Source organism: Pseudorhodoferax soli, assembly GCF_003337555.1.
Taxonomy (GTDB): domain Bacteria; phylum Pseudomonadota; class Gammaproteobacteria; order Burkholderiales; family Burkholderiaceae_C; genus Pseudorhodoferax; species Pseudorhodoferax soli.
This window is the reverse complement of the sequence record NZ_QPJK01000012.1, coordinates 189,668-202,978: the sequence shown is the minus strand read 5'-3', so window position 1 is coordinate 202,978 and position 13,311 is coordinate 189,668. Positions and strand designations below refer to the sequence as shown.

Here is a 13,311-nt window from a genome sequence, read left to right as displayed (position 1 = left end):
TCAGATCGCCTTGACGGCGGCCAGGCGCCGCAGGAGCTGCTGCACGATGTCGGACTGCATGCTCCGGTAGAGCAGGGCCTCTTCCGCGTCCTTGGCCAGGATCACGGATTCGTTGAAGCTCAGTTCGCGCTGCTGCAGGATCTCGGTGTCGGGGATCAGCTCCGCGCCCTGCACATTGCGCAGCCGGAAACGGAAGCGCAGGCGCAGCTGCAGCTCGCGCACTTCGCCCGAGGAGGTGCGGCCCACGACCACGCGTTCGCGCTGGTCCATGGTGGGTTCCAGGCGCACGTCGGCCTTCTGGCCGGCCACCGGGTCCGTGATGACCTCGACGCGCCCGGTGCCCGCCAGGTTGCGGCGCAGCTCCAGGCCCATGGGCGAGGACGGCGGCATGGCCACATAGATGGTCTTGAACGCGAACTCGGGCGCTTGGCGCAGCTGAAAGCCACAGCCAGCCAGCGACAGCGCGGCGGCGCTGCCCAGCGCATGGGCGAGGAATCGGCGACGGCTGGCCATCACAGCACCACGTTGACGAGGCGGCCAGGCACCACGATCACCTTCTTGGGTGTCGCGCCTTCGGCGAATTTGGCGTACATCTCGTGCGCCAGCGCGGCGGCCTCGATGGTGGCCTTGTCGGCCCCGGCCGGCACGCGGACCGCGCCGCGCAGCTTGCCGTTGATCTGCAGCATGAGTTCGACCTCGTCTTGCTCCAGTGCGCTGGCGTCGACCTGCGGCCAGGGCGCGTCGAGCAGTTCGCCGAAGCGCTGGTCGTAGCCCAGTTCCGCCCACAGCGCATGCGTGACGTGCGGCGTGGCCGGGTACAGGCAGCGCAACAGGATGCCGAAGCCTTCTGCCAGCGCGATGGGCGCGCCCGCTGCCTCGACGGCCTTGAAGTTCTCCAGCGCGTTGAGCAGCTTCATGGCACCGGACACCACGGTGTTGTACTGCATGCGCTGGTAGTCGTAGTCGACCTGCTTGAGCACGCTGTGCACCTCCAGCCGAAGGGCCTTGGCCTCCTTGCCGAAGGCCACGTCCTGGAGGCTGGTGGCGCCGTGCGCTGCGTCGAGTGCGTTGGAGAAGTCGCTGGCGGCCAGCTTGACGCCGAAGTTCCAGACGCGGCGCAGGAAGCGGTAGCTGCCCTCGACGGCCGCGTCGTTCCACTCCAGCGTGGCCTCGGGCGGCGCGGTGAACATGGTGTAGAGGCGGGCGGTGTCGGCGCCGTACTTTTCGATCAGCTCCTGCGGATCGACGCCGTTGTTCTTGGACTTGGACATGGTGCCCACGCCCTCGTAGTCGATGGCCGTGCCCACGGGCAGCGCACCGACCGCATTCTTGAGCTTGGCGCCGACGATCTTGCCGCCCTCGTCCAGCACATGGTCCACGTCGTGCGGCCAGAAGTACTCCTTGCCACCCTTGTCCGTGCGCCGGCTGTAGATGTGGTTGAGCACCATGCCCTGCGTCAGCAGCTTGGTGAAGGGCTCGTCGATCTTCACGAGGCCCAGGTCGCGCATGACCTTGGTCCAGAAGCGCGCATACAGCAGGTGCAGGATGGCGTGCTCGATGCCGCCGATGTACTGGTCCATGCCGCTGCCGCCGGCGGGCAGGTTCTGGTCGCGCATCCAGTAGGCCGTGCCGTCGCCGACCATGGCTTGGTCCAGCGTCGGATCGCAGTAGCGCATGAAGTACCAGGACGAGTCCACGAAGGTGTCCATGGTGTCGGTCTCCCGGCGCGCGGGTTGGCCGCAGACCGGGCAGGTCACGCCGGCATGGAAGCCGGCGTGCTTGTGCAGCGGGTTGCCCGAGCCGTCCGGCACGCAATCCTGCGGCAGCACCACGGGCAGGTCCTGCTCGGGCACCGGCACGGCGCCGTGCTCGGCGCAGTGGATGATGGGAATCGGCGTGCCCCAGTAGCGCTGGCGGCTCACGCCCCAGTCGCGCAGGCGCCAGGTGGTCTTCTTCTCGCCCAGGCCCTTCTCGGCCAACGCGCGTGCCACAGCGTCTACCGCGTCGCGGTATTCCAGGCCGCTGAAGATGTCGGAGTTGATGGTCACGCCGCGCTGCTTGTCGCCGTACCAGTCGTGCCACTGGTGGTAGTCGTAGTGCTCGCCGTCCACGTGCACGACCTGGGTGATGGCGAGGCCGTACTTGAGCGCGAACGCGAAGTCGCGCTCGTCGTGCGCTGGCACGCCCATCACGGCGCCGTCGCCATAGCCCATCAGCACATAGTTGCCGACCCACAGCGGCACGTCCTTGCCGCTGATCGGGTGCACGACGGACAGGCCAGTGGCCATGCCTTCCTTCTCGCGCAGCGCCAGTTCGGCTTCGGTGGTGCCGCCCTGCTTGCAGCGCTCGATGAAGTCGGCGAGCGCCGGGTTCGTGGCGGCGGCGTGCGCGGCCAGCGGGTGCTCCGGCGCCACCGCGCAGAAGGTCACGCCCATGATGGTGTCGGCACGCGTGGTGAACACGTACATGCGGCCGCCGCCGATCAACTGGCCGTCGGCACCGTGGATGTCGTGCGTGAACGCGAAGCGCACGCCTTCGCTCTTGCCGATCCAGTTCTCCTGCATGAGCTTGACGCGCTCGGGCCAGCCGGGCAGCTTGTTCTGCACGTGGTCCAGCAGCTCTTCGGCGTAGTCGGTGATCTTCAGGTAGTAGCCCGGGATCTCGCGCTTCTCGACCACGGCGCCCGTGCGCCAGCCCTTGCCGTCGATGACCTGCTCGTTGGCCAGCACGGTCTGGTCCACCGGATCCCAGTTGACGACCTGGGTCTTGCGGTAGGCGATGCCCTTCTCGAGCATCTTGAGGAACAGCCACTGGTTCCACTTGTAGTAGCTGGGATCGCAGGTGGCGACCTCGCGCGACCAGTCGATGGCCAGCCCCATCGCCTGCATCTGCTTCTTCATGTAGGCGATGTTGTCGTAAGTCCACTGCGCGGGCGGCACGCCGTTCTTGAGCGCGGCGTTCTCGGCCGGCAGGCCGAAGGCGTCCCACCCCATGGGCATCAGCACGTTGTGGCCGCTCATGCGCAGCTGGCGCGTGAGCATGTCGTTGATCGTGTAGTTGCGCACGTGGCCCATGTGCAGCTTGCCGCTGGGGTAGGGCAGCATGGAGCAGGCGTAGAACTTGGGCTTGCCTGCCTCCTCGCCCACGCGGTAGGCGTCGCGCGCGCGCCAGTGGGCCTGGGCGGCGGGTTCGACTTCGAGATGGTTGTACTTGTCTTGCATGGAAAGCAGCGTTGGGCGTGTCGCGCGACGCGATCACACGAGAAAGGGCAGGAAACAGGCGGCGCGGAGCCGGGCGCCGGGATTTTAGGTTCAGCGCGCGGGCTTGCGTTCGGCCACGAAGCCGATGCGCGACAGGCCGGCTGCCTGCGCCATGTCCATGAGCTCGACCACCTTGCCGTACGGCACCTGGGCATCGGCGCGCAGCTGGACCTCGGTGTCGGGGTCCTGCGTGGCGCGGCGCTCCAGCGTCTGGCGCAACTGCTCGGGCGTGACGGGGCGCTCGTCCAGGTGGATCTGGCCATCCGGCGTCAGTGCCAGGTTGATGGACTCGGCCGGCAGCCCCGGCTCGGCGGATTCGCTGTGCGGCAGGTCCATGCGCAGGCTGCCGGCCATCAGCGGGGCGGTGATGATGAAGATCACCAGCAGCACCAGCATCACGTCCACCAGCGGCGTGACGTTGATGTCGGCCATGGGCTTGGCGCCTTCCTTGCGTTCCAGGCGGCCGAAGGGCATGGGCTCAGGCGTCCGGGGCCATAAGGTCGCGCAGGTCGAAGGCGAAGCCTTCGAGCTCGGCCTCGATGCGCGCGATGCTGCGGCCGAACCAGTTGTAGGCCAGCACGGCCGGAATGGCCACGGCCAGGCCGGCAGCGGTCATCACCAGGGCTTCGCCGACCGGGCCGGCCACCTGTGAGATGGTGATCTGGCCGGCCGATGAAATGCTGGTGAGCGCGTGGTAGATGCCCCAGACCGTGCCGAGGAGACCGACGAAAGGCGCGGTGGAACCCACGGTGGCCAGCAGCACCTGGCCGAATTGCAGGCGCTGTGTGCTTTGGTGGAGTGCTCCGCGCAGCAGCCGCGTGAGTTGCTGGCCGCGCGGGCCGCTGCCGGCCAGCGTGCCGGCCGCTGGCGCCTGGGTGGCGGCCAGCAATGGCCGCAACAGGCCGCCGCGGTCGAAGGCCGCCACGCGCTCGGCCGCACCGTCCAGGGCCGGCGCCTGCCAGAAGGCGGCCGTGCCGCGCAGCACGTCGCGGCCGGCGCGGCGCAGCACCCACAGCTTGTAGAGGATCACGACCCAACTGGCGACCGACATGGACAGCAGCAGCCAGGCGACCAACCTGTGGATGGCGTCGCCAGCGGTCAGTAGATCGAACGCGTTCACGGCAGGGCCGCGGTTCAGTCGTTCAGGCCCAGCACGTCGAACATGCTGTACAGGCCGTTCTTGCGACCGGCCAGGAAGCGCACGGCGCGCAGGCTGCCGATCGCGTAGTTCATGCGGCTGGTGGCCTTGTGGGTGATCTCGATGCGCTCGCCGGTACCAGCGAACAGCACGGTGTGGTCGCCGACCACGTCGCCGCCGCGCAGCGACTGGAAGCCGATCGTGGACGGATCGCGCTCGCCAGTCACGCCTTCGCGGGCGTAGACGGCGCATTCCTTGAGGTCCCGGCCCATGGCCTCGGCCACCACCTCGCCCATCTTCAGCGCAGTGCCCGAGGGCGCGTCGATCTTGTGGCGGTGGTGGGTCTCGACAATCTCGATGTCATAGCCCACGGGCATGGCCTTGGCCGCCAGCTGCAGGAGCTTGAGTGTGACGTTGACGCCCACGCTCATGTTGGGCGCCATGACGATGGCGATGTCGCGCGCGGCGTCCTGTATCTCGGCCTTCTGGGCGTCGGTGAAGCCCGTGGTGCCGATCACCAGGGCCGTGCCTTGGGCGCGGCAGGCCCGCAGATGGGCCAGCGTACCTTCGGGCCGCGTGAAGTCGATCAGCACCTGCGCGCCCAGCAGGCCCTGCGCCAGATCGGCCGTGATCGCCACGCCGGCAGGTTGGCCGAGGAAGGCCGCGGCGTCCTGGCCCAGGCCCGGGCTGGCGGCGACGTCGAGCGCACCGCTCAGGCGGCAGTCGCCCGAGGCCAGCACGGCCTCGATCAGGGTGCGGCCCATGCGGCCGCAAGCGCCCGCGATGGCCACTGAGTGCGTGGTCGGGACAGAAGTCGAAGGTTGCGTCATGGCAATGGCTGGGCAGGGATGCGGATGCCGCCGCAGGCCGGCGCGGTCAGCGCGCCGGGGCTTCCAGCGGCGGGTAGGACGAGGGCAGGGGGGCAGCCGGCTGCGGTGTGGCCTGGGGGGCTGGCTCGCGCGGTGCGAATGGCTTGAGTTTGTCTTCGCTGGCTTCGAGCACCGGAACGGCCTTGGCCTTGCGCTCGGCACCGAGCAGCGCCACGAACTCGGTTTCGCTGGGCATCGGGTCGCCCTCGCTGCGCTCGAGCAGGTCGTCCTTGAAGTACACCGTGAGCTGGCGCGCCTGCGGCTCGGTGCCCTGGCGTTTCATCGTGAACACGTAGTCCCAGCGGTCGGCATGGAACACGCTTTGCAGCAGCGGCGTGCCCAGGACATCACGCACCTGGGCGCGCGACATGCCGGGCTTGAGCGCCTCGACCTGCTCCTTGGAGACGAAGTTGCCCTGCACGATCTCGATCTTGTAGGGCACGATGGCATTGGCCGCGCGGCGGGTGGCGTCTGTCACCGTGCCGCACCCCGCGAGCGCGGCGCAGCAGAGCATCAGCAGGCCGAAGGGCGGGGGCATCGAACGGGGAGCGGGCATGGAGACTCGGCGGCGCTATGATCGAGCGATTGTAGCGGCGGCCCTTTTTGCCCCTGCAGCCCGTCCGGGCGCGGCGGGGGCGCTGCCATCAAGACATCCAGAGCGCGCATGGCCAATATCGACGAACTCAAGAGCACCGGTCTGAAGGCCACCCTGCCCCGGCTGAAGATCATGGAGATCTTCCAGAAGGGCGAGTTGCGCCACATGACGGCCGAAGACGTGTTCCGCGTACTGTTGATGGAGCGCTCGGACATCGGCCTGGCCACGGTCTACCGGGTGCTGACGCAATTCGAGCAGGCCGGCATCCTGTCGCGCAGCCATTTCGAGTCCGGCAAGGCGGTCTACGAGCTCAACGAAGGGCGTCACCACGACCACTTCGTCTGCACGTCCTGCGGCAAGGTCGAGGAGTTCTTCGACGCCGAGATCGAGAAGCGCCAGGCCATCGTGGCCAAGGCCAAGGGCTGGACCGTGCAAGACCACGCCATGTCGCTGTACGGCCTGTGCGCCGAGTGCGGCGGCAAGCAAGCCAAGGCCTGAAGCGCGCGCTTCAGTCGCCTTCCATGGCGCGGCGGTGCCGCTCCACGAATTCCTGGTAAGTGTCGATGCCGCGCAGCTGCAGGATGGTGTTGCGCACCGCGGCCTCCACGAGCACGGCGATGTTGCGTCCAGCCACCACCTGGATGATGACCTTGCGCACGGCCACGCCCAGCACATCCTGGGTGAGCGGCTCATAGGGCAGGCGCTCGTGCTCGCGCTCCATGGTTTCGCGGCGGACCAGGTGCACGATGAGCTTGAGCCGCATCTTGCGGCGCACGGCGGTCTCTCCAAAGATGCCGCGGATGTCCAGTAGGCCGATGCCGCGCACTTCGAGCAGGTTCTGCAGCAGCTCCGGGCAGCGGCCTTCGATCGTGGTCTGGTTGATGCGGTACAAGTCGACCGCGTCGTCGGCCACCAGGCCATTGCCGCGCGAAATCAGTTCCAGGCCGAGCTCGCTCTTGCCCAGGCCCGACTCGCCCGTGATCATGACGCCAAGGCCCAGGATGTCCATGAACACCCCGTGCATGGTGGTGCGGTCGGCGAAGTGCTTGGACAGGTAGGCGCGCAGCACGTCGATGACGAACGCGGATGATTCCTCGGTCGCGAACATCGGGATCTGTGCGCGCTCGCACATGGACAGCAGCGCCTGCGGCGCAGTCTGCCCGTCGGCCAGCACCAGCACCGGCGGCTCCAGCGTGACGATGCGGGCGATGCGCCGTGCGCAGTCCTCGGGCGTGGCGTTGACCAGGTAGGCGATCTCGCGCTCGCCCAGGATCTGCACGCGGTAGGGGTGGATGTAGTTCAGGTAGCCGACGAGGTCCGCGCCCGAGCGCGCAGCGCGCACGGCGACTTCATCGAAACGGCGTTCGGATGCGCCAAGTCCTGCAACCCATTCCCAGCGCAACAGCGCCCGGAACTCCTCGAAGAGGACATCGGCACTGACGACGTTGGGCTTCATGGCCGCGCAGCGTCGCCAGGGCGGGCGGTCACGCCGGCTGGGACGATTGCCAGCCGTCGATCAGCGCATGCAGCGCTGCGGCATCCACCGTGCTCTTCAAGCTTTCGCGCAACGGCGCGTCGCTCAGCAACTCGGCGATTTCCGACAGGATTTCCAGGTGTTTCTGGGTGGCTGCTTCGGGCACCAACAGGAAAATCAGCAACTTGACGGGCTGCTCGTCCGGTGCGTCGAAGCCAATGGGCTGGGCCAGTTGCAGAACCGCCGCCATGGGCGACTTCAGGCCCTTGATGCGGCCGTGCGGGATGGCCACGCCATGGCCCAGGCCGGTCGAACCCAGGCGCTCGCGCGCGAACAGGCTGTCGGTCACCAACGCACGCGACAGCGCGTGCAGGTTCTCGAACAGCAGGCCGGCTTCTTCGAACGCGCGCTTCTTGCTGGTGGCATCGACGCTGACGAGGACCTGCGCTGCAGGCAGGATGGACGCTAGGCGGTTCATACGAAGGGCGGATTATGCACGCCGTTACATTGCGGTGCAGCAACAAAAAGGCCGCCCATTTCGGCGGCCTCGGTTTCTGTCGGTTGCCGGCGACACGCTGGGCGCGCCGCCGAAGACTTCACATCAGGCGCTTGGGGGCCTCGTGGTGGTGTTGCTGGATACGGTCCTTGTGTCGCACAACTTGGCGGTCCAGCTTGTCCACCAGTTCGTCCACGGCCGCATAGAGATCAGCGTGTGCACTCTCCGCAAACATGTCATTGCCCTTCACGTGGATGTTGCACTCGGCGCGTTGCCGATTCTGCTTCTCCTTCTGCTTTTCCACGGTCAACAGGACCTTGACATCGACCACCTGATCGAAATGCCGCGTGATGCGATCGAGCTTGTTGATGACATAGCTGCGCAGTGCGGGAGTCACTTCGAGGTGGTGACCGCTGATCGTCAAATTCATGGAGCCTCCTTCTTGCAGTTCACGGTTGACGGGCGATTCACTATGCGCGCGAACCCCCTGAAATGCAAGGCTGGTTGGACAAGGTTACAGGGAGTTGGCGGTGCCATAATTTCGGGCTTCCCGTACGGAGCCCACCGCGTGGAATCCTGGCGACGGCACTGCGCTCCAGTGCCCGGCGCGAGGTCGCAAAGCACCCCCCATCCGCCTTGGTGCGGGCCCGAGAACACCACAGGGGATTCCCCATGCTGAACATCTTCACCCTGGCCAACGGGCGGCTGGTCCAGGAAGAAATCGATTCGCTCGAAGAACTGTCGCAGTTCCAGCCGATCTGGGTCGACCTGGAGTCGCCCACGCTGGAGGAAAAGCGCTGGGTCAAGCAGTATTACGGCCTGTCCATCCCCGAGGACGTGACGGACGAGGACATCGAGGAATCGGCCCGTTTCTACGAGGAAGACAACGGCGACCTGCATGTGCGCAGCGACTTCCTGATCGCGGACCCGGATGATCCGCGCCACGTGCGTGTGGCCTTCATCCTGAACCAGCACAACGCCGAACTCAAGAGCCGCGGCGTGCTGTTCTCGATCCACGACGAGGACGTGCCGGTGTTCCGGCTGCTGCGCATGCGTGCGCGGCGCGCACCCGGCCTGATCGAAGACGCCAAGGAAGTGCTGCTCAAGCTGTTCGACGCCGACGCAGAGTATTCGGCCGACACGCTGGAAGGCGTGTATGACGAGCTGGAAAAGGCCGGCACGTTGGTCCTCAACGGCAACGTCAGCGACGAGACGGCAGGCGAGGTGCTGGGCCTGATCGCGCGCCAGGAAGACTTGAATGGCCGCATCCGCCGCAATGCCATGGACACGCGCCGCGCGGTCAGCTTCATGATGCGAAGCCGCATGCTCAATGCCGAGCAGTTCGAGGAGGCGCGCCAGATCCTGCGCGACATCGAGTCGCTGGACAGCCACACCGCCTTCCTCTTCGACAAGATCAACTTCCTGATGGATGCGACGGTCGGTTTCATCAACATCAACCAGAACAAGATCATCAAGATCTTCTCGGTGGCCAGCGTGGCCTTGCTGCCGCCGACTTTGATTGCCAGCATCTACGGCATGAACTTCAAGTTCATGCCGGAGCTGGACTGGGCCATGGGCTACCCGTATGCGCTGGGCCTGATGGCGGCCAGCGCACTCGTGCCGATGCTGTACTTCCGCCGGCGCGGCTGGCTCAAGTAGCGGCGAGCAGGGCCTGCACGATGGCCGCCGAGGCCGGGCTGGCCACCGTGCGCACGAACTGCAGAAAGTCGCGGTGCGCGGCCTCGTCGGCGCGGTCCGAGATGGTCCGCACGGCCGCAAACGGCAGATCGAAATCGTGGCACACCTGCGCGAAGGCTGCGCCTTCCATCTCCACGGCCAGCACGTCGGGCAGCGCTGCGCGCAGGGCGCGCACCTCGGCCGAGCTGCTGACGAAGCGGTCGCCGCTGACGATCAATCCCTCGTGCACTTGGGCGTGCGGCAGCGCCTGGCGCGCGGCCTGCACCAGCGCGTCACGCAGCGCAGGGTCGGCCTCGAAACGGCTCATGCCGTAGAGCGGCACCTCGTGCCGCGGGAACAGCGGCGACGCATCCATGTCGTGCTGCAAAAAGGCGTTGGCGACGACCGCGTCGCCCACGCTCACCCCGGAACCGATGCCGCCGGCCACGCCTGTGAAGACGACGCGGTCGACGCGAAAGCGTTCGGCCAGCAGCGTGGCCGTGGTGGCAGCAGCCACTTTGCCGATGCGCGCCAGCACGGCCACCACTTCCTGCCCGTGCAGGTGGCCGACCCAGAAGTCGCGGCCTGCCACGCGCTGGCACTGTTCGTCGGGCAGCAGGGCCAGCACGGCAGCGAGTTCCTCGCGCATGGCGCTGACGATGGCGGTCTTCATGCAGCTTGGTCGCGCAGCTGGCGGCGCAGGATCTTGCCCACCGGCGTCTTGGGCAGTTCGGTGCGGAACTCGATCACGCGCGGCTGCTTGTAGCCGGTCAGGTTTGCGCGGCAATAGGCGCGCACGGCCTCTTCGCTGAGTTCGGGGTTCTTGCGCACCAGCACGAGCTTGACGGCCTCGCCGGTCTTGTCGTCGGGCATGCCCACGCAGGCCACCTCCAGCACGCCGTCGAGCTGGGCCACCACATCCTCGATCTCGTTCGGATAGACATTGAAGCCGCTGACCAGAATCATGTCCTTCTTGCGGTCGATGATGCGGAAGAAGCCGTGCTCGTCCATGGTGCCGATGTCGCCGGTCTTGAAGTAGCCGTCGGCGGTCATGACCTTGGCGGTCTCGTCGGGCCGCTGCCAGTAGCCGGCCATCACCTGCGGGCCCTTGATGGCGATCTCGCCGGGCTGGCCCGGGACGACCTCGTGGCCGTCGTCGTCGAGCAGCTTGAAGAAGGTGCTCGGCAATGGCAGGCCGATGGTGCCGGTGAACTCCTTGTTGGTCGGCGAATTGCAGCTGGCCGATGGCGAGGTCTCGGACAGGCCGTAGCCTTCGCAGATCGGGCAGCCGGTCTTCTCCAGCCACAATTTGGCGACAGCACTCTGCACGGCCATGCCGCCACCGATGGACACCTTGAGGTGGCTCCAGTCGACGGTGTTGAAGTCCGGGTGATTGGCCAGCCCATTGAACAGCGTGTTGACGGCCGGGAAGCTGTGGATCTGGTGCTTGGAGAGTTCCTTGAGCACGGCCGGCAGATCGCGCGGGTTGGGGATCAGCACCAGCTTGCCGCCGGTGCGCATCGTCAGGATCATCCCCACGGTGAACGCGAAGATGTGGTACAGCGGCAGCGCGCAGACGGAGACCGGTTGCACGCCCTGCGGTACCCGATCCATGGCCAGCTGGTTCCATGCTTCGGACTGCAGCGCGTTCGCGATCACGTTGCGGTGCGTCAGCATGGCGCCCTTGCTCACGCCGGTGGTGCCGCCGGTGTACTGCAGCGCGGCCAGGTCCTCCGGGCCGATCTGCGGCTTGGTGAACTGCGCGCGTGCGCCACGGGCAACGGCGTCGTTGAAGCGCACTGCGCCGGGCAGCGAGAACGGCGGCACCAGCTTCTTGACTTTGCGCACCACGTAGTTCACCAGCGCGCCTTTGAGCATGCCCAACTGGTCGCCCATGGCGCAGAGCACCACATGGCGGACCGGCGTGGCCTGGATGCAATGCACGAGCGTCGCGGCGAAGTTCTCGATGATGACGATGGCCTTGGCGCCCGAGTCCTTGAGTTGGTGCTCCAACTCGCGCGGCGTGTACAGCGGATTGATGTTCACCAGCACATAGCCAGCGCGCAGGATGGCTGCCACGGCCACCGGGTACTGCGGCACGTTGGGCATCATCACGGCGATGCGGTCACCGCGTGCCAGTCCCAGGCTCTGGAGATAGGCTGCGAAGCGCCCGCTGAGCTGGTCGGTCTCGGCGTAGCTGACATCGCGGCCCATGAAGCTGTAGGCTGTGCGGTCGGCGAACTTCGAGAAGCTTTCTTCCATGAGGGCGACCAGCGAGGGGTATTCGCCAGGGTCGATGTCGCTGGGCACGCCCGGCGGATAGCTCTGCAGCCAGATGCGCTCGCTCATGCAATCTCCTTCGTTCTGCGTTCAGGCCTTCAATGCGGCCAGCACCTCGTCCAGCATCTTCTTCGCGTCGCCGAACAACATGCGGTTGTTTTCCTTGTAGAACAAGGGGTTATCGACGCCGGCATAGCCCGAGGCCATGGAACGCTTCATCACAACGGAATGCCTGGCCTTCCACACCTCCAGCACCGGCATGCCGGCGATGGGGCTGGTGGGGTCGTCCTGCGCGGCCGGGTTCACGATGTCGTTGGCGCCGATGACCATGGCGACGTCCGTGTCCGGGAAGTCCTCGTTGATCTCGTCCATCTCCATCACGATGTCGTAGGGCACCTTGGCTTCGGCCAGCAGCACGTTCATGTGGCCGGGCATGCGGCCGGCCACGGGGTGGATCGCGAAGCGCACGTTCACGCCCTTGGCGCGCAGGGTGCGGGTGATCTCGTTCACCGTGTGCTGGGCCTGCGCGACGGCCATGCCGTAGCCGGGCACGATGACCACGCTCTTGGCATCGCGCAGCAGTTCAGCGGTGTCGGCCGCCGTGATGGGCGTCACTTCGCCCTGCGGCTCGGCGGCGGCCGCATCGCCGCTCTTCTTGGCCGGAGCGCCGGAGCCGAAGCCGCCCGCGATCACGCTGATGAAGTTGCGGTTCATGGCCTGGCACATGATGTAGGACAGGATGGCACCCGAGGAGCCCACCAGTGCGCCGGTCACGATCAGTAGGTCGTTGCTGAGCATGAAGCCGGTGGCCGCAGCGGCCCAGCCCGAGTAGCTGTTGAGCATCGACACCACCACAGGCATGTCGGCACCGCCGATGGCCATCACCATGTGCACGCCGAACAGCAGCGCGATCACGGTCATCACGAGCAGCGACAGCATGCCGACGCCCACGGTGTCGGCGTGGATGAACTGGCGGCCGAACCACACCACGATCAGCAGTGCAGCCAGGTTGAGCCAATGGCGCCCTGGCAGCAGCAGCGGCTTGCCGCCGATCTTGCCGTTGAGCTTGCCGAACGCGACCAGCGAGCCCGAGAAGGTCACGGCGCCGATCAGGATGCCGACGTAGATCTCCACCTCGTGGATGACCTTCTCGGCGCCCTGGTACTGAATGGAGGTGTCGACGTAGCTGGCGAATCCCACCAGGCAGGCCGCCAGGCCCACCAGGCTGTGCATGAGCGCAACCAGCTCGGGCATCTGCGTCATCTTGACGACCTTGGCCGCGTACAGGCCGATGCCACCGCCGATGACGAGGGCGACCACGATCCAGGCGATGCCGCCGCTGCTCACGCGCGGCCCGAAGACCGCGGCCAGCACGGCCAGCGCCATGCCGACCATGCCGAACAGGTTGCCGCGGCGCGAGGTCTCGGGGTTGGACAGCCCCCCCAGGCTCAGGATGAACAGGATGGCGGCGCCCAGGTAGGCCACCGTTGCAAGACTTTGGGACATGGTGTCGTTCTCTCTT

General features: G+C 66.7%; 14 protein-coding genes. 2 read left to right on the top strand and 12 right to left on the bottom strand.

Annotated features, from left to right (window positions below; all coding sequences use genetic code 11):
• The 6 genes from DES41_RS32830 to DES41_RS32805 form a co-directional block, all read right to left on the bottom strand.
• Positions 1–513, bottom strand: coding sequence for an LPS-assembly lipoprotein LptE (locus tag DES41_RS32830; protein ID WP_114471829.1), 513 nt, complete (start codon positions 511–513; stop codon positions 1–3).
• Entirely contained in the window at positions 513–3,221 is a 2,709-nt protein-coding gene (gene leuS, locus DES41_RS32825; RefSeq protein WP_114471828.1) for a leucine--tRNA ligase, read from the bottom strand. Before leuS ends, DES41_RS32830 begins: the two co-directional genes overlap by 1 nt.
• Positions 3,222–3,311: 90 nt before the next feature.
• Entirely contained in the window at positions 3,312–3,734 is a 423-nt protein-coding gene (locus tag DES41_RS32820) for an ExbD/TolR family protein (RefSeq protein WP_056655598.1), read from the bottom strand.
• Positions 3,735–3,738: 4 nt separating this feature from the next.
• The gene (locus DES41_RS32815; RefSeq protein ID WP_245965972.1) at positions 3,739–4,380 is read right to left on the bottom strand and encodes a MotA/TolQ/ExbB proton channel family protein; all 642 of its coding nucleotides are present in this window, start codon (positions 4,378–4,380) and stop codon (positions 3,739–3,741) included.
• Between the two features lie 14 nt (positions 4,381–4,394).
• Positions 4,395–5,228 carry a 4-hydroxy-tetrahydrodipicolinate reductase gene (gene dapB / locus DES41_RS32810; RefSeq protein WP_114471827.1) on the bottom strand — a complete coding sequence of 278 codons (834 nt, stop codon included), beginning with the start codon at positions 5,226–5,228 and terminating at the stop codon, positions 4,395–4,397.
• A 46-nt stretch (positions 5,229–5,274) separates the two neighbouring features.
• Positions 5,275–5,823: an outer membrane protein assembly factor BamE gene (locus tag DES41_RS32805; protein ID WP_114471826.1), complete on the bottom strand. Its 549-nt coding sequence runs from the start codon at positions 5,821–5,823 to the stop codon at positions 5,275–5,277.
• Positions 5,824–5,931: 108 nt separating this feature from the next.
• On the opposite strand from DES41_RS32805, the gene fur reads away from it, so the two are divergent.
• Complete coding sequence (fur, locus tag DES41_RS32800; RefSeq protein WP_114471825.1) at positions 5,932–6,360, top strand: ferric iron uptake transcriptional regulator; 429 nt, start codon at positions 5,932–5,934, stop codon at positions 6,358–6,360.
• Between the two features lie 10 nt (positions 6,361–6,370).
• Here the strand turns inward: fur and hprK are convergent, their stop codons facing one another.
• The 3 genes from hprK to hpf form a co-directional block, all read right to left on the bottom strand.
• A complete protein-coding gene (hprK, locus tag DES41_RS32795) occupies positions 6,371–7,318 on the bottom strand; it encodes an HPr(Ser) kinase/phosphatase (RefSeq protein WP_114471824.1) in 948 nt (315 codons plus the stop codon).
• 28 nt (positions 7,319–7,346) lie between these two features.
• A complete protein-coding gene (locus DES41_RS32790; protein WP_114471823.1) occupies positions 7,347–7,814 on the bottom strand; it encodes a PTS sugar transporter subunit IIA in 468 nt (155 codons plus the stop codon).
• Positions 7,815–7,932: 118 nt separating this feature from the next.
• Complete coding sequence (gene hpf / locus DES41_RS32785; RefSeq protein WP_056655574.1) at positions 7,933–8,262, bottom strand: ribosome hibernation-promoting factor, HPF/YfiA family; 330 nt, start codon at positions 8,260–8,262, stop codon at positions 7,933–7,935.
• Between the two features lie 242 nt (positions 8,263–8,504).
• On the opposite strand from hpf, the gene corA reads away from it, so the two are divergent.
• The gene (gene corA / locus DES41_RS32780) at positions 8,505–9,491 is read left to right on the top strand and encodes a magnesium/cobalt transporter CorA (protein ID WP_114471822.1); all 987 of its coding nucleotides are present in this window, start codon (positions 8,505–8,507) and stop codon (positions 9,489–9,491) included.
• Here the strand turns inward: corA and DES41_RS32775 are convergent.
• Genes DES41_RS32775 through pntB form a run of 3 tightly spaced genes read right to left on the bottom strand, consistent with a single transcriptional unit; the run spans position 9,484 to position 13,295 of the window.
• A complete protein-coding gene (locus DES41_RS32775) occupies positions 9,484–10,182 on the bottom strand; it encodes a 5'-methylthioadenosine/adenosylhomocysteine nucleosidase (RefSeq protein WP_114471821.1) in 699 nt (232 codons plus the stop codon). The two genes, corA and DES41_RS32775, sit on opposite strands and share 8 nt — an antisense overlap.
• Entirely contained in the window at positions 10,179–11,858 is a 1,680-nt protein-coding gene (locus tag DES41_RS32770) for a long-chain-fatty-acid--CoA ligase (protein ID WP_114471820.1), read from the bottom strand. The genes DES41_RS32775 and DES41_RS32770 overlap by 4 nt, the downstream gene beginning before the upstream one ends.
• Before the next feature lie 21 nt (positions 11,859–11,879).
• Positions 11,880–13,295: a Re/Si-specific NAD(P)(+) transhydrogenase subunit beta gene (pntB, locus tag DES41_RS32765; protein ID WP_114471819.1), complete on the bottom strand. Its 1,416-nt coding sequence runs from the start codon at positions 13,293–13,295 to the stop codon at positions 11,880–11,882.
• Between the last annotated feature and the right edge of the window lie 16 nt (positions 13,296–13,311).

Excerpts from the sequence above, each read along its gene's own strand:
- DES41_RS32830 (WP_114471829.1), bottom strand. The coding sequence starts at position 513 with ATGGCCAGCCGTCGCCGATTCCTCGCCCATGCGCTGGGCAGCGCCGCC.
- leuS (WP_114471828.1), bottom strand. The coding sequence starts at position 3,221 with ATGCAAGACAAGTACAACCATCTCGAAGTCGAACCCGCCGCCCAGGCC.
- DES41_RS32820 (WP_056655598.1), bottom strand. The coding sequence starts at position 3,734 with ATGCCCTTCGGCCGCCTGGAACGCAAGGAAGGCGCCAAGCCCATGGCC.
- dapB (WP_114471827.1), bottom strand. The coding sequence starts at position 5,228 with ATGACGCAACCTTCGACTTCTGTCCCGACCACGCACTCAGTGGCCATC.
- DES41_RS32805 (WP_114471826.1), bottom strand. The coding sequence starts at position 5,823 with ATGCCCGCTCCCCGTTCGATGCCCCCGCCCTTCGGCCTGCTGATGCTC.
- fur (WP_114471825.1), top strand. The coding sequence starts at position 5,932 with ATGGCCAATATCGACGAACTCAAGAGCACCGGTCTGAAGGCCACCCTG.
- hprK (WP_114471824.1), bottom strand. The coding sequence starts at position 7,318 with ATGAAGCCCAACGTCGTCAGTGCCGATGTCCTCTTCGAGGAGTTCCGG.
- DES41_RS32790 (WP_114471823.1), bottom strand. The coding sequence starts at position 7,814 with ATGAACCGCCTAGCGTCCATCCTGCCTGCAGCGCAGGTCCTCGTCAGC.
- hpf (WP_056655574.1), bottom strand. The coding sequence starts at position 8,262 with ATGAATTTGACGATCAGCGGTCACCACCTCGAAGTGACTCCCGCACTG.
- corA (WP_114471822.1), top strand. The coding sequence starts at position 8,505 with ATGCTGAACATCTTCACCCTGGCCAACGGGCGGCTGGTCCAGGAAGAA.
- DES41_RS32775 (WP_114471821.1), bottom strand. The coding sequence starts at position 10,182 with ATGAAGACCGCCATCGTCAGCGCCATGCGCGAGGAACTCGCTGCCGTG.
- DES41_RS32770 (WP_114471820.1), bottom strand. The coding sequence starts at position 11,858 with ATGAGCGAGCGCATCTGGCTGCAGAGCTATCCGCCGGGCGTGCCCAGC.
- pntB (WP_114471819.1), bottom strand. The coding sequence starts at position 13,295 with ATGTCCCAAAGTCTTGCAACGGTGGCCTACCTGGGCGCCGCCATCCTG.